General features: G+C 70.2%; 17 protein-coding genes. 11 read left to right on the top strand and 6 right to left on the bottom strand.

What is annotated here, in order from left to right; all coding sequences use genetic code 11:
* The first annotated feature begins 119 nt into the window (after positions 1-119).
* Genes ABD151_RS05535 through ABD151_RS05525 form a run of 3 tightly spaced genes read left to right on the top strand, consistent with a single transcriptional unit; the run spans position 120 to position 4,692 of the window.
* Positions 120-1,580 (top strand): glycosyltransferase, encoded by a 1,461-nt coding sequence (locus ABD151_RS05535; protein ID WP_343992132.1) that lies wholly within the window; start codon positions 120-122, stop codon positions 1,578-1,580.
* Complete coding sequence (locus ABD151_RS05530) at positions 1,580-3,589, top strand: hypothetical protein (protein WP_343992130.1); 2,010 nt, start codon at positions 1,580-1,582, stop codon at positions 3,587-3,589. Before ABD151_RS05535 ends, ABD151_RS05530 begins: the two co-directional genes overlap by 1 nt.
* On the top strand, positions 3,586-4,692 hold the full coding sequence (locus ABD151_RS05525; protein ID WP_343992128.1) for a glycosyltransferase family 4 protein: 1,107 nt from the start codon (positions 3,586-3,588) through the stop codon (positions 4,690-4,692). Before ABD151_RS05530 ends, ABD151_RS05525 begins: the two co-directional genes overlap by 4 nt.
* A 151-nt stretch (positions 4,693-4,843) precedes the next feature.
* Here ABD151_RS05525 and ABD151_RS05520 read toward each other — a convergent pair whose 3' ends face one another.
* The gene (locus ABD151_RS05520; protein WP_343992126.1) at positions 4,844-6,598 is read right to left on the bottom strand and encodes an MmpA family trehalose lipid delivery protein; all 1,755 of its coding nucleotides are present in this window, start codon (positions 6,596-6,598) and stop codon (positions 4,844-4,846) included.
* A 74-nt stretch (positions 6,599-6,672) separates the two neighbouring features.
* On the opposite strand from ABD151_RS05520, the gene ABD151_RS05515 reads away from it, so the two are divergent.
* From ABD151_RS05515 to ABD151_RS05505, 3 genes are read left to right on the top strand one after another with little or no spacing between them, the layout of a single operon-like run.
* The gene (locus tag ABD151_RS05515; protein ID WP_343992124.1) at positions 6,673-7,380 is read left to right on the top strand and encodes a class I SAM-dependent methyltransferase; all 708 of its coding nucleotides are present in this window, start codon (positions 6,673-6,675) and stop codon (positions 7,378-7,380) included.
* Between the two features lie 42 nt (positions 7,381-7,422).
* The gene (locus ABD151_RS05510; protein WP_343992122.1) at positions 7,423-9,549 is read left to right on the top strand and encodes an aryl-sulfate sulfotransferase; all 2,127 of its coding nucleotides are present in this window, start codon (positions 7,423-7,425) and stop codon (positions 9,547-9,549) included.
* A 58-nt stretch (positions 9,550-9,607) separates the two neighbouring features.
* Entirely contained in the window at positions 9,608-10,840 is a 1,233-nt protein-coding gene (locus tag ABD151_RS05505; RefSeq protein ID WP_343992121.1) for a lipopolysaccharide biosynthesis protein, read from the top strand.
* 24 nt (positions 10,841-10,864) lie between these two features.
* On the opposite strand, the gene polA is transcribed toward ABD151_RS05505, so the two are convergent.
* Complete coding sequence (gene polA / locus ABD151_RS05500) at positions 10,865-13,546, bottom strand: DNA polymerase I (protein ID WP_343992120.1); 2,682 nt, start codon at positions 13,544-13,546, stop codon at positions 10,865-10,867.
* Between the two features lie 54 nt (positions 13,547-13,600).
* Here polA and ABD151_RS05495 point away from each other — a divergent pair, with 54 nt between their 5' ends.
* Positions 13,601-14,062 carry a hotdog fold thioesterase gene (locus ABD151_RS05495; protein WP_343992118.1) on the top strand — a complete coding sequence of 154 codons (462 nt, stop codon included), beginning with the start codon at positions 13,601-13,603 and terminating at the stop codon, positions 14,060-14,062.
* 27 nt (positions 14,063-14,089) lie between these two features.
* Here ABD151_RS05495 and ABD151_RS05490 read toward each other — a convergent pair whose 3' ends face one another.
* A complete protein-coding gene (locus tag ABD151_RS05490) occupies positions 14,090-14,644 on the bottom strand; it encodes a GNAT family N-acetyltransferase (RefSeq protein ID WP_343992116.1) in 555 nt (184 codons plus the stop codon).
* Between the two features lie 267 nt (positions 14,645-14,911).
* Between ABD151_RS05490 and ABD151_RS05485 the strand changes: the two genes are divergently transcribed.
* Genes ABD151_RS05485 through ABD151_RS05470 form a run of 4 tightly spaced genes read left to right on the top strand, consistent with a single transcriptional unit; the run spans position 14,912 to position 19,003 of the window.
* Entirely contained in the window at positions 14,912-16,279 is a 1,368-nt protein-coding gene (locus ABD151_RS05485) for a branched-chain amino acid ABC transporter permease (protein WP_343992114.1), read from the top strand.
* A 13-nt stretch (positions 16,280-16,292) separates the two neighbouring features.
* A complete protein-coding gene (locus ABD151_RS05480; protein WP_343992112.1) occupies positions 16,293-17,291 on the top strand; it encodes a branched-chain amino acid ABC transporter permease in 999 nt (332 codons plus the stop codon).
* Positions 17,281-18,243, top strand: coding sequence for an ABC transporter ATP-binding protein (locus tag ABD151_RS05475; RefSeq protein ID WP_343992110.1), 963 nt, complete (start codon positions 17,281-17,283; stop codon positions 18,241-18,243). Before ABD151_RS05480 ends, ABD151_RS05475 begins: the two co-directional genes overlap by 11 nt.
* Positions 18,236-19,003 (top strand): ABC transporter ATP-binding protein, encoded by a 768-nt coding sequence (locus ABD151_RS05470; RefSeq protein ID WP_343992108.1) that lies wholly within the window; start codon positions 18,236-18,238, stop codon positions 19,001-19,003. The genes ABD151_RS05475 and ABD151_RS05470 overlap by 8 nt, the downstream gene beginning before the upstream one ends.
* An 87-nt stretch (positions 19,004-19,090) precedes the next feature.
* Here the strand turns inward: ABD151_RS05470 and ABD151_RS05465 are convergent, their stop codons facing one another.
* From ABD151_RS05465 to ABD151_RS05455, 3 genes are all read right to left on the bottom strand, one after another.
* Complete coding sequence (locus tag ABD151_RS05465) at positions 19,091-20,386, bottom strand: ABC transporter substrate-binding protein (protein ID WP_343992106.1); 1,296 nt, start codon at positions 20,384-20,386, stop codon at positions 19,091-19,093.
* A 117-nt stretch (positions 20,387-20,503) separates the two neighbouring features.
* Positions 20,504-21,121 (bottom strand): ANTAR domain-containing response regulator, encoded by a 618-nt coding sequence (locus tag ABD151_RS05460; protein ID WP_343992104.1) that lies wholly within the window; start codon positions 21,119-21,121, stop codon positions 20,504-20,506.
* A 58-nt stretch (positions 21,122-21,179) separates the two neighbouring features.
* On the bottom strand, positions 21,180-21,344 hold the full coding sequence (locus ABD151_RS05455) for a hypothetical protein (RefSeq protein ID WP_343992102.1): 165 nt from the start codon (positions 21,342-21,344) through the stop codon (positions 21,180-21,182).
* Positions 21,345-21,518: the final 174 nt, after the last annotated feature.

The following is a 21,518-nucleotide window of genomic DNA, read 5'->3' as shown; positions in this document are numbered from 1 at the left end:
CGCCATCCTAGACAGGTCCGAACCGTTATCTGACGAACCTGTTACTCGTCAGTCACTCATGGTTAACTGTCGCCCAGGTCACCGTGGAGGGGGGCCGTCTTGACTCGGGAGGAACCGAAGTGACCGAGGCCTATCTGCTACCTGAGAGCGCACCCGCACCGCGCATCGGGGTGCTTGTCGTCGCCTACAACGCAGCCACCACGCTGGCCCAGACCCTGGCCCGGCTGCCGGTCTCGTTCACCAAGACCGTCGATCACATCCTGGTCTGCGACGACGCCAGCTCCGACAACACCTTCGAGGTGGGGCTGGACTTCAAGAACGGCGTCGAGTGGCCGATCACCCTGGTGCGCCACGAGCAGAACCTCGGCTACGGCGGCAACCAGCGTGCCGGGTACCGCTGGGCGATCGAGGAGGGCCTCGACTACGTGGTGCTGCTGCACGGCGACGGGCAGTACTCCCCCGAGCACATCGAGGACCTGCTGGCACCCCTGGTCGCCGGCGAGGCTGACGCCGTCTTCGGCTCCCGGATGATGATCAAGGGTGGCGCCCGCGACGGCGGCATGCCGATGTACAAGTACGTCGGCAACCGGATCCTGACCACCTTCCAGAACAAGCTGACCGGCCTGGACCTCACCGAGTGGCACTCCGGCTACCGGGCCTACCGGGTCGACGTCCTGGCGCAGCTGCCGCTCGACGACTACTCGGCAGGATTCGACTTCGACACCGAGATCATCCTGGGCCTGCACGGCGCCGGCCGGCGGATCGCCGAGGTGCCGATCCCGACCTACTACGGCGACGAGATCTGCTACGTGAACGGCGTCAAGTACGCCCGCGAGATCACCGGCCATGTGCTGCGCGACTGGGCACACCGACGGGGCTTCGGCGGCGGGGTCGCCAACGACGAGTCCGCGGCGCTGTACGAGCTCAAGACCGAGCAGGGCTCCCACCGGGTCCTGCTGGACTGGCTGGGTCAGCGGGCGCCGAGCCAGGTGCTCGACGCAGGGTGCTACGACGGTCGCTTCGGCGCGCGCGTGCGCCAGCTCGGCCACTGGGTCACCGGCGTCGACAAGTACCGCTTCGACGGCGTCGACGAGCGCCTGGACGCCTTCGTCGAGGCCGACCTCGGGGCGCCGCTGCCCGCGAAGGTCGGCTCCGGGTACGACGTCGTGGTGGCCGCCGACATCCTCGAACACGTCGCCGAGCCGCAGGTGCTGCTCAGCGACCTCGCCGCGGCGCTCGCCCCCGGCGGCGAGCTGTTGATCTCGGTCCCGAACTTCGGTCACTGGTACCCGCGCGGCCGGGCGGCGACCGGCACCTTCGACTACGACCAGCGGGGCCCGCTGGACCGCGGCCATCTGCGCTTCTTCACCCGCAAGAGCCTGGAGCGCCTGATCGCCGATTGCGGCCTGCGGATCGTCGAGCGCACCACCGTGGGCACCCCGATCGAGGCCATGGCGCCCGGCAAGGGTGCTGCGATGCAGCGCTCCGTCCAGGCAGCAGCCGCCGTCGACGGCGGTCTGGCCAAGGCCTGGCCGACCCTGTTCGGCTATCAGCTGCTGTACCGGCTCGAGCGAGCTTGATGGCCAGTCCCCACCACAACCGCATCCGGTTCTTCACCACCCTCGGCCTGGCCGCGGGTGGTGTTGCCTTCTTCCTGACCCTGCTCGACTTCTCCACCTCGCTGACCCGCACCACGCTCGGCACCGGCTACGCCTCCGGGTTCTTCGACCTGCAGGCACGGGCCCTGCTCGACGGACGGTGGGCGGTCCCGGACGGCTCGCTGAGCATCGAGGGGTTCGTCCGCTCGGGGGTCACCTACACCTACTTCCCGCCGTTCCCCGCGCTGTTGCGGATGCCGATCCTGTTCACCACCGACCTCTTCGACGGCAGGCTCACCATCCTCTCGATGGGCGTGGGCTGGATCGTCTTCGCCGCGATGACCACCCGCCTGGTCTGGCTGCTGCGACGGCGGTTCACCGGGCGTGCGGAGCTCAGCAACGGCGAGGGCGCCCTGATCTCGCTCTTCCTGGCGCTCGCCACCGGGGGCACCACGCTCACCTTCGTGGCCGGCCAGCCGTGGGTCTACCACGAGGTCTACCTGTGGGCCTCGGCCGGCGCGGTGGGCGCCGCCTATTGGATGCTGCGGGTCCTGGAGCAGCCGACGCCGTCGGCGATCGGCTGGCTGGCGGCCTTCTGCGCGATCTGCGTGGGCAGCCGGACCACCGCCGGGTGGGCGGTCTGCCTGACCGTGATCGCCCTCGGCCTGTGGATCGCTACCGGTCGGCCCACGCCGGGCTACCGGCGCCGCTGGTGGGCGGTCAGCCTGGCCGGGGCCCTGCCCTGGCTGGCCGGCATCGCGCTCAACCTGCACAAGTTCGGCCACGTCTACATGTTCCCGCTCCAGGACCAGGTGTGGACCAGCCTCAGCGAGCACCGCCAGGAGGCCCTCGAGGTCAACGGCGGCACCATCACCGGACTGCAGTTCTTCACCACGGCGTTCATGGCCTACTTCCGGCTCGACGGCATCCGCTTCGTGGAGTGGTTCCCGTTCGTGACCTTGCCGGCCGCGCCACCGCCGGCCTACGACGGCGCCTTCATCGATCAGGCCTACCGGACCGGCAGCGTCACCGCCTTCATGCCGGCCCTGTTGATCCTCACCGCCCTGGCCGCGCTGGTGCTGCTCAAGCCGGGTTCCCCCGCCCACGTTCGCCACCTGCGCCCCGTACTGGTCGCGATGTTCCTGATCACCGGCGGCGTGATGGCCTACGGCTACTTCGCCACCCGCTACGTCAGCGACTTCGTGCCCGCTCTCGTGGTGGGCGGCGCGATCGGAACCGCCTGGCTGTGCCGCTGGAGCCACCAGCGGAGACCGCGCCTGATCGTGGCCACCACCTTCCTCGCGATCGGCGCCGCCTGGTCGTTGTGCGTGCAGGTCATCGTCGGCTTCTCGATGGCGGCGATCGTGCACGAGGGCGAGCAGCTGGAGCGGTACCTGAGCCTGCAGCAGTCGCTGACCCCAGGCCGCGCACCCGTCAGCACCGGTGACCAGCAGCCCACGGGAGGCCGCACCGATCAGCTGCACATCCGCGGCGACTGCGACACCCTCTACCTCAACACCGGTGACCCGTACCGGCGCTGGGTCGTGGTGAGCCAGCGCGACCGCCTGCTCAATGTCTGGCTCGAGCGCGGCAAGGACCGCGCGGCGCGGCTGGCCAGCGTGCAGGGCGAGGCCGGCTACGAGCTCTGGCTGGAGCGGCTCGACAAGAACTGGTTCCAGCTCAGCTTCCGCTCCGGTGACCAGGTCCAGGCCGCGCCCGTGCAGGAGATCCCGCTGGACGGACGGATCCGGATCGGCATCCGCAACCGGACCGACGTCGGCTACTTCGAGGTGACCAGCAACCCGGGCGGCCAGCCGCTGCTGATCCCGGCCTCCCACCACGACGAGGACTTCAACATCTTCCCCAGCGACTTCGAGATCGACGCCGACCCGGAGGCTCTGCAGCGTCTCAAGGCCGATCTCTCGATCCGCGACGGCGCCGCCTCCGACCTGTGCCGCCGGATCCAGGACGATGCGGCGGCCGCCCGATGAGGATCGCCTTCCTCACCTGGCGCGACACCGGACACCCCGACGGAGGCGGCAGCGAGGTCTACGTCGAGCAGATCGCCCAGCGCCTGGCGGCACGCGGCCACCAGGTCACCGTGGTCACCGCGCGCTACCCGGGGGCTCGGGCCGACGAGTCGCGGCGCGGGGTGCGCTATCGCCGCCGGGGCGGCCGGTTGAGCGTCTACCCGCGAGGCCTGGCCTGGCTGCTGGGGCGCGACGGTCGTCGTCAGGACGCCGTGGTCGAGGTGATCAACGGACTGCCGTTCGCGGCCCGGCTGGTGCGCCGCGACGGCCTGATCGCGCTCGTCCACCACCTGCACCGCGAGCAGTGGCGGATGATCTACCCCGGTCTCGGTGGCCGGCTCGGCTGGACGGTGGAGTCCCGGGTGACGCCGCGCCTGTACCGGCGGGTCCCCCACGTCACCGTCAGCGACGCCAGCCGCACCGACCTGATCGGCCTCGGCATCGCCGCCGAGTCCGTCACCGTGATCCACAACGGCAGCACCCTGGCCGGTGTCCTGCCCACCCCCGCCGGCGTCACCACCGCTACGCCGCGGCTGTGCGTGCTGGGCAGGCTGGTGCCGCACAAGCAGGTCGAGCACGCGCTCCACGTGGTCGCCGAGCTCCGCCGCCAGGGCACCGAGGTGCCGCTCGACGTGATCGGCTCGGGCTGGTGGGCCGATCGCCTGGTCGCCGAGGCGAGGCGCCTGGGCGTCTCGCACCTGGTCCAGTTCCACGGCCAGGTCGGCGACGCCGAGCGCGACGCGTTGCTGGCCGGTGCCTGGGTGCACCTGATGCCCTCGGTCAAGGAGGGCTGGGGTCGCGTCGTCGTCGACGCCGCGCTCCAGGCGACGCCGTCGGTGGCCTATCGCGCTGCCGGTGGTGTCCGCGAGTCGATCGAGGACGGCGTCACCGGGCTGCTGGTCGACGACCTCGACGCGTTGACGCGGGCCACGGCCGACCTGCTCGCGGATCGCGAGCGCTGCCTGGAAATGGGGCGTGCCGCCCGAGCCCGGGCGGCACTGTTCGACTGGGAGACCTCGACCGATCAGGTCGAGGAGCTGCTCAGCCCTGATCCCCGTAGGTGAGGATCTGGGCGTCAGCCGGGTTCTTCGAGGGCGCCTGGGTCTGCGACCAGACCAGACCGGCAGAGGCACCCACAGCGAGAACGGATCCGACGATGAGCGGAACGATGACCTTGAGACCGAGCACAGCTTCTCCCTCAGAGCGGCACTGAAACTACTGGAGAGTATCACCGGCGATAGCCGATGTCGCGCTTTCCGAGCGCCGACGCCGCAGCCGTTGTGCAACGGTGACCAACGCCCATCCGGCCGCGCCCAGACCGAGCGTGGCATAGAGCAGATGGGCCCCGATCACGACGGCGCGCTCGCGCGGCCCGGCATGGCCGGCCTCGGTCACGCCGGGGACCCGGTACAGCGCCAGCCAACGGTCGGAGTAGACGGGTTGCAGGCCCTGGGGGTCGAGCTTGGCCGCGCCACGGTCGTCGCGGTAGACCAGCACCCAGCCGATCCCCAGATCGCCCAGCTGGGTCAGCGGCACCTCGGCCCGCAGTGCCTCGCCCACCTGGCGACCGATCTTCGACTCCCCGGGAACCAGCCGCCGCCCCACCTGCAGGTCGTCGTCGACGACGACCGTGCGGTCGAACCAGCGGATCGCGGGGTCGGAGGCCGTCACCTCACTCCCCCACGCGAAGAGCCGATAGCTGCGCCAGGGCAGCGTCACGACTGCCGAGGCGTCGCCCTCGCGCGCCGCGGCGTCCAGGTGCTCGGCGACCTCGGCGAAGCCGGCCGGGTAGTGGACCGGGCGCACCGTCGGCCAGACCACGGTGGTGGCGTCCGGCAGCAGCACCACCGGTGCCAGCACCGCGACCACCGCCACCGAGCCGAAGACCTCGACGCCGAGACCGGCCAGCCTGCGGACCGCGGCACCGCTCAGCACGCCGAAGGCGACCGCGGCCAGGATCGCGTAGGGCGCCAGCAGCTTCTGGCTGTCGCGCAGCAGCCCGGCGCCCGGCACCTCGGCGACCACCGTCTCCAGCAGGCGCGTGCCCAGCGGCAGCGCGGTGAGGAGCACGACCGCCAGCGCGAGCAGGCCGAGCACCATCAGGGCCCGCAGCGCCGGCGCCGGGCGCCGCCGCAGCCACCACCAGAAGGCCAGCACGACGGCACTCACCACCACCGCGGTGAGCGCACCCCACCAGGTGGTCCGCGACGCCGGCTCGCTCAGCGAGTCCCAGATTCCGCCCAGGCCGAGGACCGCGACCACGGCGCCGCCGGGGCCCTCACCGTCGGGAGCGAAGACCGCCACCCCCGCCCTATCGGAGGCACCCGCCGTGGTGCCCAGCAGACCGGCCGAGATCCAGGTGCCCTGCATCGCCACCGCGAGGATCAGCGGCCACCAGCGACGACGCTCCGCACAGACCAGCACCACCGCCAGGGTCGCCAGCACCACCAGACCGCCCGAGGGCGTCAGCGAGCCGCACGCCGCCCACGCGACGACGACGGCCAGGTCGCCGTGCCGTCCGGTGCGCGCGTAGCGCATCCCGTGCCGGATCAGCCAGGGCACCGCCGCGTACCCGGCCAGCAGCGCCCACTGGCCGAGCGCCAGCCGCTCGGCGACGTAGGGGTTCCAGACCGCGAAGCCGCCGGCGACCAGGGCTGCGGTCAGGCCGTGGCTCCGGGCCAGGAGTGCCGCGCCCCAGCCCGCCCCCGCCAGGATCGCCAGGATCAGCACCCGGGCCCAGACGGCGCCGTCGAGCAGCGTGGTGAGTGCCGAGACCACCGCGTCGAGCGGGATCGCGCGCGGAGCGACCGGCCCCAGACCCCAGGTGCCGTCGGTCCACGGCTGCTCCGGCACGAAGATCAGGTCCCGACCGAGCGGATGGCCGGTGCTGCTGAGCAGCGGCCAGATCAACACCACGGCGAGCAGCAGCGGCCAGACGGCGATGAGCACCTGACGCACGCGGTTCGACACGGGCGACAGCGTAGTCACCGGCCCGCCGCCCCGGGCCACTACTGTGGCCCGAGCACCGACCCCAGGAAGTAGCGATGCCCCGCCCCACCACCCTCGCTGCGGCTCTCGCCGCCTCCGCCCCGATCCCCGGCTGGCTCACCGCCGCCCAGGGCACGGTCCTGTTCGACGCTGCCCGCTCGGCAGTGCCCGGCGGCGCGGTGGTGGAGATCGGCAGCCACCACGGTCGCTCGATGGTGGTGCTGGCCGCCGCCGCCCCCGTCGGCTGCCGGGTGGTGGCGATCGACCCGTTCGGCCCGGACTGGCGCTACGGGGAGGCGGGCACCGAGGCCGCGCTGCGGGCGAACCTGGCGCGACACGACCTCGCCGAGCGCGTCGACGTCCGGGTCTCCAGCAGCGAGCAGGCGCTGCCAGGATGGACGGAGCCGATCTCGCTGCTCTACATCGACGGCGCCCATGACCTGCGCTCGGTGCGCCATGATCTGGGGTGGCGGCGTCACGTGCTGCCGGGGGCCCAGGTGCTGATCCACGACGCGTTCTCCAGTGTCGGCGTCACCGTAGGGCTGCTGCCGGAGCTGCTCGGCCCGAGCCGGCTGCGCTACCTGCGCCGGGAGGGCAGCCTCGCCGTCTTCGAGCATGCCCGGCCGCGGTTGCGGGACCGGCTCCGGATGGCGTGCCAGCTGGGCTGGTGGCTGCGCAACGTGGTGATCAAGGTGCTGCTGCGGTTGCGGCTGTCGCGGGTCGCCGGCCTGCTCGGGCACCACGACACGGCCGACCCGTACTGACAGGCGCCGCCGCCGAGAACCGACCTGCTCTACTCTCGGCGCATGCCCCGTCGCCCCCACCGTCTCGTCATCGCGTCCGCCGCTGTCCTGGTGGTGAGCACCGCGGCGCTCACCGCGCCCCCCGCGCTCGCCGCCCCACGCGAGGCGCCGGTGGCTCCGCGCGCGGTTGCCGCACCCTCGATCAGCGTCACCGGCACCGGGGTCAGCACCTATCCGGCGTTCTCGGCGGACGTGAGCCGCTACGGCCTGCGGACCGGTCCCGGCACCGGCGGCACGGTCCAGGTCCGGGTGAGCGACGTGCCCGCCTCGAGCCTGGTCACCGTCAACGGCCGTCTCACCAAGCCCGGCACAGCGGTGACGTTGAACGGGTTGGGCGAGGGCGACGAGATCACCGTGCTGGTCACCGCGGACGGCGCTACCCGGCACTACACGTGGGTCTACCTGCCGGCGGGCTTCCCCCTGCCCCAGGCCACCACCACCGGGGAGACCGGAGAGGGCGGCGTCTTCCTGACCCTGGGCAGCATGCTGAGCAACGACGCGTTCGCGACGATCGTCGACGACAACGGGGTGCCGCGCTTCGTCCGCTCGCTGAGCAAGAGCAACGACTTCAAGCTCGCACCCAACGGCAACTACAGCGTGGCGGTGCCGACCACGACCCCCGGCAAGTCGGGCGATCGGATCGTCGAGCTCGACGCCCAGTTCAACGAGGTCGCCTCCCATGAGACCAAGGGACTGGTGAACACCGACTTCCATGACTCGGTGCTGCTGGCCGACGGTCACGTGCTGCTGGTCGGCTACGAAGGCGTGAACGGTCAGATCGACGCCACCATCCAGGAGCAGGACGCCGACGGCGAGGTGGTCTTCGACTGGACCAGCGCGGACCACTTCACTCCGCCCCAGGCGCAGGTCAGCCCGATGGGCGACTACGCGCACATCAACTCGGTGGCACCGACCGCGGACGGGAACCTGATCGCCTCCTTCCGCAATCTGTCGACGGTCGCCAAGATCTCCCGCAGCACCGGCGAGGTGCTCTGGCGGCTCGGCGGCAAGGAGAGCGACTTCACCTTCGTCGGCGACCCGTACGGCGGGCCCTGCGCCCAGCACACCGCCTACGAGCTCGCCTCGGGCAACGTGCTGATCTTCGACAATGGCGCCGCGGCGCGACCGGCCTACGCGCAGACCGGCCAGGCCGGGGACTTCTGCCCCGACCCCGCCGCCACCCCGCCCGGCTCCGGCGCGGTCGCCCGGCCGCAGTCGCGCGCCGTCGAGTACCGGCTCGACGAGGAGGCCGGCACCGCGACGATGGTCTGGCAGCACGTCCCGCAGGGGCGGTTCAGCATCTTCGCCGGCTCCACCCAGCGGCTGCCCAACAAGAACACGATGATCGGCTGGGCGATCAACGGCGACAACGACTTCACCCAGCCCGTCGCCACGGAGGTGGACGCCGCCGGCGACGTGGTCTGGTCGCTGCGCGCCGACGGCGCGATCAGCTACCGCGCCTTCCGGCACCCGGCGCCGGACGCGATCGCCCCCGCGATCACCGTGCCCGCCGCCGTGAAGGTCGCCCAGGACGCCGTCGCCCTGCCGGGCTTCGGGTGCACCGACCGCGGCGGGTCGAGCCTGGTGCGCTGCACCGCGCCGGGCCTGCGTGGCGGCTACCTGGACACCCGCACCCGGGGCACCCACACCGTCGCGGTGACCGCCCTGGACGGCGCCGGCAACCGCACCACTCGCTCGTTCAGCTACACCGTCACCCGCTCCGCGGCCCGCACCGACCTGATGGTCCGCAGGGCCGGTGCGCCATGGCGAGGTGCCGGCGTGCTCACCCCGAAGAGCCCCACCACGGTGAGCGCCAAGGTGGCGATGGGCTCGCGCGCGAAGCTGCGGCTCGCCCTGCGCAACGACGGCGCCACCGCGACCCGGCTGACTCTGAGGAGCACCGCCCACAAGCCCGGCTGGCGGGTGCGCTACACGGTGGGTGGGCGTGACATCACCCGCGCCGTCCTGCGTGGCACCTGGCGCACCCCGCGCCTGGCACCCGGTGCCCGCGCCACGGTGACCGTGGTCATCGCCCGGACCAGCCGCAAGCCGGCCCGCACCTTCACGGTGACGGCGCGCGGCACCAGCTCGCCGGTCTCCACCGACCGGATCGCGATCAAGGTGCGCTGAGCTGAACCGCTCGGAGACCGAGGACGGCCACGCTGGCACCGTCTGGAACACTCGCCGGGTGATCAAACGACTCGGGAGTGCGCGCTCGCTGTTGGCGAGCACCGCCGGGATCGCGATCGCGATGGCCCTGATGAACGTCGGCACCTACTCCTTCCAGATGGTCGCGGCCCGGCTGCTGGGCCCGGTGCAGTACGGCGCGATCGCCAGCCTGATGGCGCTGATGCTGGTCGTCGGCGTCGTCCAGCTCGGCCTCCAGGCCACCGCCGCACGCCGGATCGCGGCCGAGCCCGAGCACGTCGCGCGGATCGAGCGGGAGATGCTGCGGCTCGCCTATCGGGTCACCGCTGTGCTCGCCCTGGCCCTGCTGGCGCTGGCTCCGGTGATCGACCGCGCGCTCAAGCTGGGCAGCCTCGCCACCGCCGCGATGGTCGCCGTCACCTCCATCCCGCTCACCATCATGGGCGCCCAGGCCGGCATCCTCCAGGGCGAGCGGCGCTGGCTCCCGCTCTCGCTGCTCTACCTCGCCGTCGGCGTCCCCCGGGTGCTGATCGGTGCGGCGATGATGTGGTGGCAGCCGACCGCGCTGAGCGGGATGACCGCGGTCGCGATCGGCCTGCTGCTGCCGGTCGCGATCGGTGCGGTCGCCCTGCGCCGGCGCCGGCGCGAGGCCGGCGAGGCGCCCGAGCACAACGTGCGTGCCCTGCTGCGCGAGACCGCCTACAGCTCGCAGGCGCTGTTGGCCTTCTACGTGCTGATCAACGCCGACATCCTGGTCGCGCGCAACGCCCTCGACGAGCATCAGTCCGGCCTCTACGCGGCAGGCCTGATCCTCGCCAAGGCGGTGCTCTTCCTGCCCCAGTTCGTGATCGTGGTGGCCTTCCCGTCCCTCTCCGACACCAGCGAACGGCGCACTGCGCTGTTCCGCGGGCTCGGCCTGGTCGCGGTGATCGGCGCGATCTCGCTGGCGGGCTCCGTCCTGCTCTCCCCGATCGCGATGGTCTTCGTCGGCGGCGACGCCTACGGCGAGATCGAGGGCGACCTGTGGGCCTTCGCGATCCTGGGCACCCTGATGGCGATGCTGCAGCTGCTGGTCTACGCCGGGTTGGCCCGTCAGGGACGACGGGCCGTCTACCTGGTCTGGTTCGCCGCCGCCCTGCTTGTGCTCCTCGGCCCGGCGATCACCACCGGACGCGAGGCGCTGCTCGGCTTCCTGATCGTGCTGGACGGCGGCCTCTTCGTCGTCCTGCTCGGGATCAGCCTCTACCGGATGCGCGAGCCCGCCCGCGCCTGATCGGGCGCGAGCCCGCCCGCGCCACTAGTGCGCCGCCTCGTGCCAGCTGCGGCCGGTGCCCACCGAGACGTCCAGGGGCACCAGCAGGTCCGCGGCGCCGGCCATCTTCTCGCGCACCAGCTGCTCCAGCGCGTCGCGCTCACCGGGGGCGACCTCGAGCACGAGCTCGTCATGCACCTGGAGCAGGAGTCGCGAGGCGAGGCCCTGCTCGGCCAACGCGGCCCGGACGTCGAGCATGGCCACCTTGATGATGTCCGCCGCCGAGCCCTGGATCGGGGCGTTGAGCGCCATCCGCTCCGCCATCTCGCGACGCTGCCGGTTGTCACTGGTCAGGTCGGGCAGGTAGCGGCGGCGACCCATGATGGTCTCGGTGAAGCCGCTGCGACGCGCCTCGTCGACCACGCCGGCCAGGTAGTCGCGGATGCCGCCGAAGGTCTCGAAGTAGTCGGCCATCAGCACCCGTGCCTCGCTCGGCTCGATCCGCAGCTGCTGGGAGAGGCCGAAGGCCGAGAGCCCGTAGGCCAGTCCGTAGTTCATCGCCTTGATCTTGGCCCGCTCCTCGGTGCCGACCTCGTCGGCACCGATCCCGAAGACCTTGGCGGCGGTGATCGAGTGGAAGTCCTTGCCGGAGCGGAACGCCTCGATCAGGCCCTCGTCGCCGGACAGGTGCGCCATGATCCGCATCTCGATCTGGCTGTAGTCCGCGGTCATCAGCTCGTCGAAGCCCGCGCCGACCACGAACGCCTCACGGATCCGGCGGCCCTCCTCGGTGCGGACCGGGATGTTCTGCAGGTTCGGGTCGGTGCTCGAGAGCCGCCCGGTGGCGGCGATCAGCTGGTTGAAGGTGGTGTGGATCCGACCGTCGGTGGCGATCGTCTTCATCAGGCCCTCGACCGTCTGCCGCAGCCGGATCACGTCGCGGTGCCGCAGCAGGTGCAGCAGGAACGGGTGCTCGGTCTTCTCGAACAGACCCTGGAGCGCATCGGCGTCGGTGGTGTAGCCGGTCTTGGTGCGCTTGGTCTTCGGCATCCCCAGCTCGTCGAAGAGGACCACCTGCAGCTGCTTGGGCGAGCCGAGGTTGATCTCCTTGCCGATCACCGCGTAGGCCTCGTCGGCGGCCTGCTTGACGGCGTCGCCGAACTGGCTCTCCAGGCCCTGCAGGTGGTCGAGGTCGACCGCGATGCCGGTCTGCTCCAGCTCCATCAGCGCACCGACCAGCGGCAGCTCGACCTCGTGCAGCAGGCGGGTGCCGCCGTGCTCCTCGATCTCGACTGCCAGCACCTCGGCCAGCTCGACGGTTGCCTGCGCGCGCGCCATCGACGGCTCCACGTAGACGTCGACCTCGTCGAAGAGCAGGCCCTGGTCGGTGCTCGCCGGGGCACCGAGCTCGCGCTTGAGGTAGCGCACGGTGAGGTCGGCCAGGTCGTAGGAGCGCTGGTCCGGGCGGACCAGGTAGGCGCCGAGCGCGGTGTCGCTGGCCAGACCGCGCACCGTCCATCCGTGGGCGGCCAGCGCGAGCATCGGGCCCTTGGCGTCGTGGAAGACCTTCGGCCGCTCGGCGTCGGCGAGCCAGTCGGCCAGCGCGGCGTCGTCGTCGGAGCTGAGCCCCTCGACGTCGATGTAGGCGGCCGTGCCCTCCTGGGTGGAGAGGGCGATGCCGTCGACCCGGCCAGTGCCGCTGCCCCAGGTGCCCCGCACGTGGACGCCGACCGGCGACGCGTCGAGCTCGGCGAGCCAGGCCCGCACGGCGTCGTGCTCCAGGCTCAGCCCGCTGATCGTGGACGCCGACTCGACGACGTCCTCCTCGGACTCGAGTGTCTCGAAGAGCCGGTCGCGCAGCACCCGGAACTCCAGCCCGTCGAAGAGGGTGTGCACCTCCTGGCGATCCCACGGCTGGACGGCCAGGTCGTCCGGGCCGACCTCGAGCGCGAGGTCGCGCACCAACGCGTTCAGCTGCCTGTTGCGGATCACGTCGGCGAGGTGGGCGCGCAGGTTCTCCCCCGCCTTGCCCTTCACCTCGTCGGCACGGTCGATGATGTTGTCGAGGCCGTCGTAGGTGGTGATCCACTTGGCGGCGGTCTTCGGACCCACGCCGGGGATGCCCGGCAGGTTGTCGGAGTCCTCGCCGACCAGAGCGGCGATCTCCGGGTAGCGGTGCGGCGGCACCAGGTACTTGGCCTCGACCGCCTCCGGCGTCATCCGGGCCAGCTCCGACACGCCACGCATCGGGTAGAGCACCGTGGAGTGCTCGGTGACCAGCTGGAGGGAGTCGCGGTCACCGGTGAGGATCAGCACCTCCATCTCCTCGGCGAGCGCCTGGGTGGTGAGGGTGGCGATGATGTCGTCGGCCTCGAACCCCTCCTTGGTGATCCAGGTGATCCGGAGCGCGTCGAGCACCTCCTGGATCAACGGCACCTGCGACTTGAACTCGTCGGGCGTCTTGTTCCGCTTGGCCTTGTACTCGGAGTAGGCCTCCAGGCGGAAGGTCTGCCGCGACAGGTCGAAGGCCACCGCGACGTGGGTGGGCTGCTCGTCGCGCAGCACGTTGATCAGCATCGAGGTGAAGCCGTAGACCGCGTTCGTGGTCTGCCCCGTGGTGGTGGAGAAGTTCTCCACCGGGAGCGCGAAGAACGCCCGATAGGCCAGCGAGTGGCCGTCGAGCAGGAGCAGGCGGGGACGGTTCGCGGTCTGGGGAGAGGAAGACACGCCCCGACTCTATCCAGTGCGCAGCGCGCTGGGAGCGTCGGCCACAATGAGCCCATGACCGACGCCACCCCCGCCACGCCCGCTGCCGCCGACGGCCAGATCCCGGTCGCCGACGTGCTCGCCCAGCTGCCGCACGGCATGGGCCGCCTCAACGAGAAGATGGGCATCGAGCTGATCGAGGCCGGGCCCCAGCGCGTGGTCGCGACGATGCCGGTGGAGGGCAACACCCAGCCGTACGGTCTGCTGCACGGCGGCGCCTCGGTGGTGCTCGCGGAGAGCCTGGGCTCGATCGGCTCGGCGCTGCACGGCTACCCGGACCGGATCGCCCTCGGCGTCGACATCAACGCCACCCACCACCGGGCGGCCTCCTCGGGCACGGTGACCGGCGTGGCGACGCCCGTCCACCTCGGCCGCAGCATGGCCAGCTACGACGTGGTGATCACCGACGAGCGCGGACGCCGGGTCTGCACCTCGCGGATCACCTGCACCCTGGTGCCGGCCGACCGACTCGGCTGAGCCCGGGCCGAGGCCCGGGCGGCGGCGTCAGGCGCCTTCGCGCTGACGGCGTCGCTGGGCCAGCACCGCGCCCACCGAGCGCGGCATCGGCTTGCCGGCGGGCATCCGGCCGGCAGAGACCTTGGCGCGCACGACGTGGGTCGCGCCGACCCGCTGGACCGCCAGCGGGGAGAGCCCGAAGCGGGCCAGGAACCGGTGCGCGAGGCGCGAGTTCGAGGTGGACGCCGCCCGGATCTGGGTGATCCCGCGGGTCTCGGCCCACTGCACGCCGGCATCGACCAGGGCCCGGCCGACACCGTGCCGGCGCAGCGCCGGGACGACCGACGGGAAGAGCACGTTGACGGCCAGCTCCTGCTCCAGCGGCGAGCGCTGCTCGACGCGCAGGAAGACCGCGCCCGCGAAGACGCCGTCGAAGGTGGCCACCACGATCCGGTCGCTCTCCACGGTGGCGACCTGCTTGATCAGCAGCCGGAGGTCGTCGACCGGGGACATCGAGCGCTGGACCTGGTCGGCCCACAGCGTGGCGAGCGCCTCGGCGTCGTCGACGACGGCGTCGCGCAGGAGGACGGCGGTACGACTCATGCGGTGCTCCTCCTCGAAATGCGGTCGGCGCTGAGATGCGGATCGGCAGAACGGTCAGCGAACAGGGTACGCGCCCTGACCGGTGATGTCTCCGCCCGGTTCGTCAGTCCTCTGACAACCCGACTATCGGCCAATGATCGCGACTCCGAAGCCAGATCGTTGTCGTTCTGTTGCCCGATCAGGGACGCGGCCGGAGCCGGGTGAGCCTAGTGTGGTGCGCGCCACATGTCGGTTCGAGGCAGGAGACCTGGAACGTTGAGACCGATCATGCGAATCCCTGCGCTGGGCCTGCTCAGCCTCGTCCTGCTGCCGCTGTTGCTGCTGGCGGGTCCGAGCCACGCGGCCACGGCGTCCGCGGCCCCCGGAGCGCCCGCGAACTGCGCGAAGGCCGATCGCGACGACGGAACGATCCACGTCCGGGTCTGCCTGCGCGACCGCCGCGGCAACGCCAACGACCCGGTTGCCGGGGTCACCGTGCGGGTCAGCGACCTGGACGGGAACCCGATCGGCGAGGCGGTCTCCGACGCCGACGGGCTGGCCGACGTCAACCTCGGCGAGGTGATCGACGTGCTCGGCCAGCGCTACGTGATCGAGATCGACACCGAGACCCTGCCCGAGGGCACGGCGCTGCAGAATCCGAAGGACGTCAAGCGGACCACCGAGCAGTTCCAGTTGGAGACCGACTACTCGGTCACCTTCCCGATCGACGACAAGATCGAGGAGCCGTCGGACTGGGATCTCGCCCTCAACCTGTTGGCCACCGGCCTGGTCTACTCCGCCATCCTGGCGATGGCGGCACTCGGCCTGAACATGGTCTTCGGGACCACCGGGCTGACCAACTTCGCCCACGGCGAGCTGATGACCTTCGGCGCGTTGATCGCCTTCGCGATCGACTCCATGCCGGGCGAGATCTCGCTCTTCGGCCATGACTACTCGGTGCTGGTCGCCTGTCTGGTCGGCTTCCTCGCCTCAGGCGTCTTCGGCTGGCTCAACGACAAGGGCCTGTGGGCGCCGCTGCGCCGGCGCGGCACCGGCGTGATCGCGATGATGATCATCTCGATCGGCCTCTCGATCTTCCTGCGCAACTCCTACCAGTACCTGGTGGGTGGCGAGAACCGGAACTACAGCCAGTACACCGACCTGCAGCCGTACGAGATCGGGGCGCTGCGGATCACCAGCCTGCAGATCACCGTCTTCTGCATCGCGATCGGCGTGCTGGTCGCGGCCTGCTGCCTGCTGCAGTTCACCCGGCTCGGCAAGGCCACCCGGGCGGTGGCCGACAACCCGGCCCTCGCCGCCTCCTCGGGGATCAACGTGGACCGGGTGATCAACCGGGTCTGGATCTTCGGCACCGCGCTGGCCGGTCTCTCCGGCGCCCTGCTCGGCGTCACCCAGGGCTTCAACTTCCAGGTCGGCTACAAGGCGCTGCTCCTGGTCTTCGCCGCGGTCACCCTCGGTGGTCTCGGCACCATCTGGGGCGCCATCGCCGGCGCCTTCATCATCGGCATCTTCATCGAGCTCTCCACCCTGGTGGTGCCCGACGAGCTCAAGTACGTGGGTGCTCTCGTCGTCTTGATCGTGGTCCTGCTGATCCGGCCGCAAGGCATCCTCGGCAGACGAGAACGGATCGGGTGAGAGGAGTAACGACATGAACTTCAGCGACCTTCTCAGCGGCTCGTTCCAGCAGGGGCTGGGCACCAGCGCGATCGTCTACTGTCTGGCCGCGATCGGCCTGAACATCCACTTCGGCTACACCGGCCTGCTGAACTTCGGCCAGGCGGCCTTCATGGCGGTCGGCGGCTACACGATGGCCATGCTGGTGGTGCAGTGGGACATCTCCCTCTGGCTGGCGATGCTGGTCGGCCTGGTGCTGGCGGCGCTGCTCGCCCTGCTGCTCGGCATCCCGACCCTGCGGCTGCGCGCCGACTACCTCGCCATCGTGACCATCGCCGCTGCGGAGATCGTCCGCCAGCTCTACGGCTCGATCGCCCTGAAGAAGTACTTCGGCGCCCAGGACGGCCTGACCTCCTTCTCCGCCGACTTCCGTGCCCTGAACCCGTTCTCCGGTCCGGTCGACCTCGGCTTCGTGAGCTGGAGCAAGGACGACGCCTGGGTGGTGCTGGCCGGATGGGTCACCATCGCGCTGTGCTGCCTGCTGGTGTGGCTGCTGATGCGCAGCCCGTGGGGCCGCGTGCTCAAGTCCATCCGCGAGGACGAGGACGCCGTCCGCTCGCTGGGCAAGAACGTCTACGCCTACAAGATGCAGGCCCTGATGATCGGCGGCATGATCGGCGCCCTGGCCGGCTTCTTCACCGCGCTGAAGAGTGCCGCGATGAACCCGACCTTCGTCGCCACCGACGTCACCTTCTTCGCCTACACGGTGCTGTTGATCGGCGGCGCGGCCCGGGTGCTCGGCCCGGTCGTGGGTGCGGTGATCTTCTGGTTCCTGCTGACCTTCCTCGACCTCTTCCTCAGCGCGGCGACCGATGACGAGGGCAGCGTGCTGATCCCCGAGGCGATCATGACCAACCAGCAGGCGAGCCTGATGCGCTTCATCGTGATGGGACTAGCCCTGATGTTGTTGATGATCTTCCGACCACAAGGCATCTTCGGCGATCGAAGGGAGCTGGCGATCGATGGCCGCTGAGACCAACCTGCCCACCAACCTGGAGGCCTCCACCGAGGAGGGCCGCGAGCGCTCCAGGGCGGCACGAGCCGCCCTGGCCGACGTGGCCCGCGAGCCCGGCGCGAAGAAGCCGGACGCGATCCTGGTGGCCGACGGCATCACCCGCTCCTTCGGCGGCCTGCAGGCGGTCGACGTGGAGCACCTGGAGGTCCAGCGGGGTGTGATCACCGCGCTGATCGGCCCCAACGGCGCCGGCAAGACCACGTTCTTCAACCTGCTCACCGGGTTCGACCGTCCGGACGCCGGCACCTGGAGCTTCAACGGCAAGACGCTGAACAAGGTGGCCGCCTACCGGGTGGCCCGGCTCGGCATGGTGCGCACCTTCCAGCTGACCAAGGTCCTCGCCAAGCTGACCGTGTTGGAGAACATGCGCGTCGCCGCCCGCAACCAGACCGGCGAACGACTCTGGGCCGCAGTCATTCCGCGCATGTGGCGCTCGCAGGAGACCGACAACACCGCGCGCGCCAAGGACCTGCTCCAGCGCTTCCTGCTGGACGGCAAGGCCGACGACTTCGCCGGCTCGCTCTCCGGCGGCCAGCGCAAGCTGCTGGAGATGGCACGCGCACTGATGGTGGACCCGGAGCTGGTGATGCTCGACGAGCCGATGGCCGGCGTCAACCCGGCACTCAAGCAGTCGTTGCTCGGCCATGTGAAGTCGCTGCGCGACGAGGGCCGCACGGTGCTCTTCGTGGAGCACGACATGGACATGGTCCGCGACATCTCCGACTGGGTCGTGGTGATGGCCCAGGGCAAGGTGATCGCCGAGGGTCCGCCGGAGTCGGTGATGTCCGACCAACGGGTGATCGACGCCTACCTGGGCGCCCACCACGACACCAAGCTGACCTTCGAGGCCGAGGAGAAGATCCTCGCGGCCGCGCAGGAGGAGATCGCCGAGGAGGCGGGCAATGAGTGAGAACACCCCGGAGCGCGACGCGCATCTGGCAGCTGCCGAGGGCGCCCTGCTGCGTGCCGACGACCTGATCGCCGGCTACCTGCCGGGCGTCAACATCCTCAACGGCTCGGACCTCTACTGCAAGCGCGGCGAGCTGGTCGGGATCATCGGCCCCAACGGCGCCGGCAAGTCGACGCTGCTCAAGGCACTCTTCGGCCTGGTCAAGATCCACAGCGGCTCGGTCACCCTGGACGGCGCCGACATCACCAACCAGCGCGCCGACAAGCTGGTCTCCGCGGGGATCGGCTTCGTGCCGCAGACCAACAACGTCTTCGGCAGCCTGACCATCCAGGAGAATCTGGAGATGGGCGTCTACCAGCGCCCGAAGACCTTCAGCGAGCGCTTCGACTTCGTCTGCTCCCTGTTCCCGACCCTCGGCGAGCGGCGCGGCCAGCGCGCGGGCTCGCTCTCGGGCGGCGAGCGGCAGATGGTGGCGATGGGCCGGGCCCTGATGATGGACCCGTCGGTGCTGCTGCTCGACGAGCCCTCGGCCGGCCTCTCCCCCGTCATGCAGGACGAGGTCTTCGTGCAGACCCGGCGGATCAACCGGGCCGGCGTCTCGGTGGTGATGGTCGAGCAGAACGCCGCCCGCTGCCTGCAGATCTGCGATCGGGCCTATGTGCTCGACCAGGGCCGCAACGCCTATACCGGCACCGGCGAGCAGCTCGCCAACGACCCGAAGGTGATCGAGCTCTACCTCGGCACGCTCTCCAAGGCCTAACCGCTGCGGCCGACCGCGCTGCTCAATGTGACCTCAGCGCGCAGAATCGTCCCGAATCTGCGCGCTGAGGTCCCCCACTTCTTCTGCTTACTCCAGGACGCCGGAGACGCTGTCGATCTGGGAGTACTTGTTGCCCTTGTACTCCTGGATGCCGATCGTCGCCTTGTTCGGGCTACCGGTGTCGTTCATGTCGGTCGGACCCGACGCACCTTCGTAGTCGATGTCCGTGCCGGCCTTGACCAGCTCGGAGCACTGCGCCCAACCGCTGCACTTCTCGCCGTCCTTGGACATCTCCACGATCTTGGTCGCGATCGCGGCACCGTCGTCATCGCCGGCGGCCAACGAGGCCAGGGCGATCAGCATGACGGCGTCATAGGCCTGAGGACCGTAGGTGTAGTCCTTCAGCTTGCCGCCGTCGGCGACGCTGTCGAGCAGCTTGTTGAAGCCCGGGTCCACCTCGGCGGGCGCCGGGAAGGTGCCCTTCACGCCGGTGAGGTCGAACTTCTGGTCGGAGTAGTCGGCCATGTTGCCGTCCACGAAGTAGAGCTGTGCGTCCTGCGGACCCACACCCTTCGAGATCAGCTGCGGCACGATCTTGGTGGTCTCGTTGAAGGAGACCAGGACGATCGCGTCCGGCTTGGCAGCCGCCACCTTGTTCACTTCGGCAGTGAAGTTCTCGGCATCCGCGTTGTAGAGGATGAACTCCGAGACGTTGGCGCCCTTCTCCTCCAGCGTGGCCTTGACCTGCTCGGCCAGACCCTCGCCGTAGGCGTCCTGACGCGCCATCACCGCAACGTTGCTGTGACCGTCCTCGACGGCCATGTTGCCGATCACCTGGCCCTGCAGGCGGTCGGACGGCGAGGTCCGGAAGTAGAGACCCTTGTCGTCGTAGGTGTCGAAGGCAGCTGCCGTGTTGGCCGGGGAGAACATCACCTTGCCGGCGTTGACGATCTTGTCGATCACGCTCAGCGAGACACCGGACGCCGCGGCACCGACCACGACGTCGGCGCCCTGGTTGAGCAGCTTGTCGGTGGACGCGCCGGCGATGTCGGGCGTGCCGTCACCGGAGTCGGCCTTCACCTGGGTGATCTGCTGACCGTCGATGCCGCCGGCCTCGTTGATCTCGTTGATCGCCAGCTGCACGCCGGCGAACTCCGGCGGGCCGAGGTAGGCGAGGTCACCGGTCTGCGGGAGCAGGGTGCCCACCACGAGCTTGCCGTCGCCCTTCTTCTCACCCGCAGGCGAGGAGCTGTCGGACGTGTTGTCTGAACCGGACGAGCCCGAGTTGTCGTCGTCGCCGTCATCGGATCCACAGCCGGCGAGAGCCAACGAGCCAACCAACGCGACCGTGGCGATCCCGGCGAATGTCTTCCTGCGTTTCATGAAGCCTCCGGTTGTTCTACACCCGGCGGGGCACCGCCGAATTGACTCGAAACTACTGCCAATTCAGCCCGGACCCGTGACCTATATCACCTCGTTGTGAAGTTGTGACCTGCGGGTTCACTCAGTGGCGCGCCCCGCGAGCCCGGAGCCGTGCTCGACCACTCCGTCGGCGACCTGGCGCATCGAGAGCCGCAGGTCCATCGCGGTCTTCTGGATCCACCGGAAGGCGTCCGGCTCGCTCAGTCCGAGCTCCTTCTGCAGCACGCCCTTGGCACGGTCCACGGCCTTGCGCGTCTCCAGTCGCTCAGACAGGTCGGCGACCTCGCTCTCGAGCAGCTGGAGCTCGGCGAACCTGCTGACCGCCATCTCGATGGCCGGCATCAGGTCCGAGCGCGAGAAGGGCTTGACCAGGTAGGCCATCGCACCGGCATCGCGGGCCCGCTCCACCAGCTCGCGCTGGGAGAAGGCGGTCAGGATGACCACGGGGGCGATCCGCTGGGCGGCGATCCGCTCGGCTGCGGCGATCCCGTCGAGCTTGGGCATCTTCACATCGCAGATCACCAGGTCGGGGCGATGCTGCTCGGCGAGCGCCACCGCCTGTTCGCCGTCCGCGGCCTGGCCGACGACGTCGTAGCCCTCCTCGGCGAGCATCTCGGCGAGATCCATCCGGATCAACGCCTCATCCTCGGCGATGACGACGCGGCGAACGATGGACGAAGGCGCGCTGGAGTTCACTCCCCAAGGCTAAGTCATCGCGCCAGCGCGAACCGCAGGCAGGCAGACCTTCCCCGCCTCAGCCGGTGGTCGGGATCCGGCGGGTGGCGCCGTAGCGCTCCACCAGATAGGCCTCCACCTCGGCCCGCTCGACGCGCCCACGACTGAGCTCGAGGGCCGCACCGCGCGCGTTGCAGGCAGCGGTCTCGCGCGAACCGAAGATCCACTGAGCGAGCTGCTGCATGACTGCCTCCCGGGGCTGACGACGAGTATTACGCAGTAAGTTAGTTGACTTTAGGCAATATGTCGAACGCGCTACCGATCCGGTAGCATCTGGCGACGCGGCCGGGTTGGTGGAACGGCAGACACGGTGCACTCAAAATGCACTGCTCGAAAGGGCGTGCGGGTTCGAATCCCG

It is taken from the genome of Nocardioides dubius (assembly GCF_039528155.1).
Classification (GTDB): Bacteria; Actinomycetota; Actinomycetes; order Propionibacteriales; family Nocardioidaceae; genus Nocardioides; species Nocardioides dubius.
This window is presented reverse-complemented; position numbering and strand designations above follow the sequence as displayed.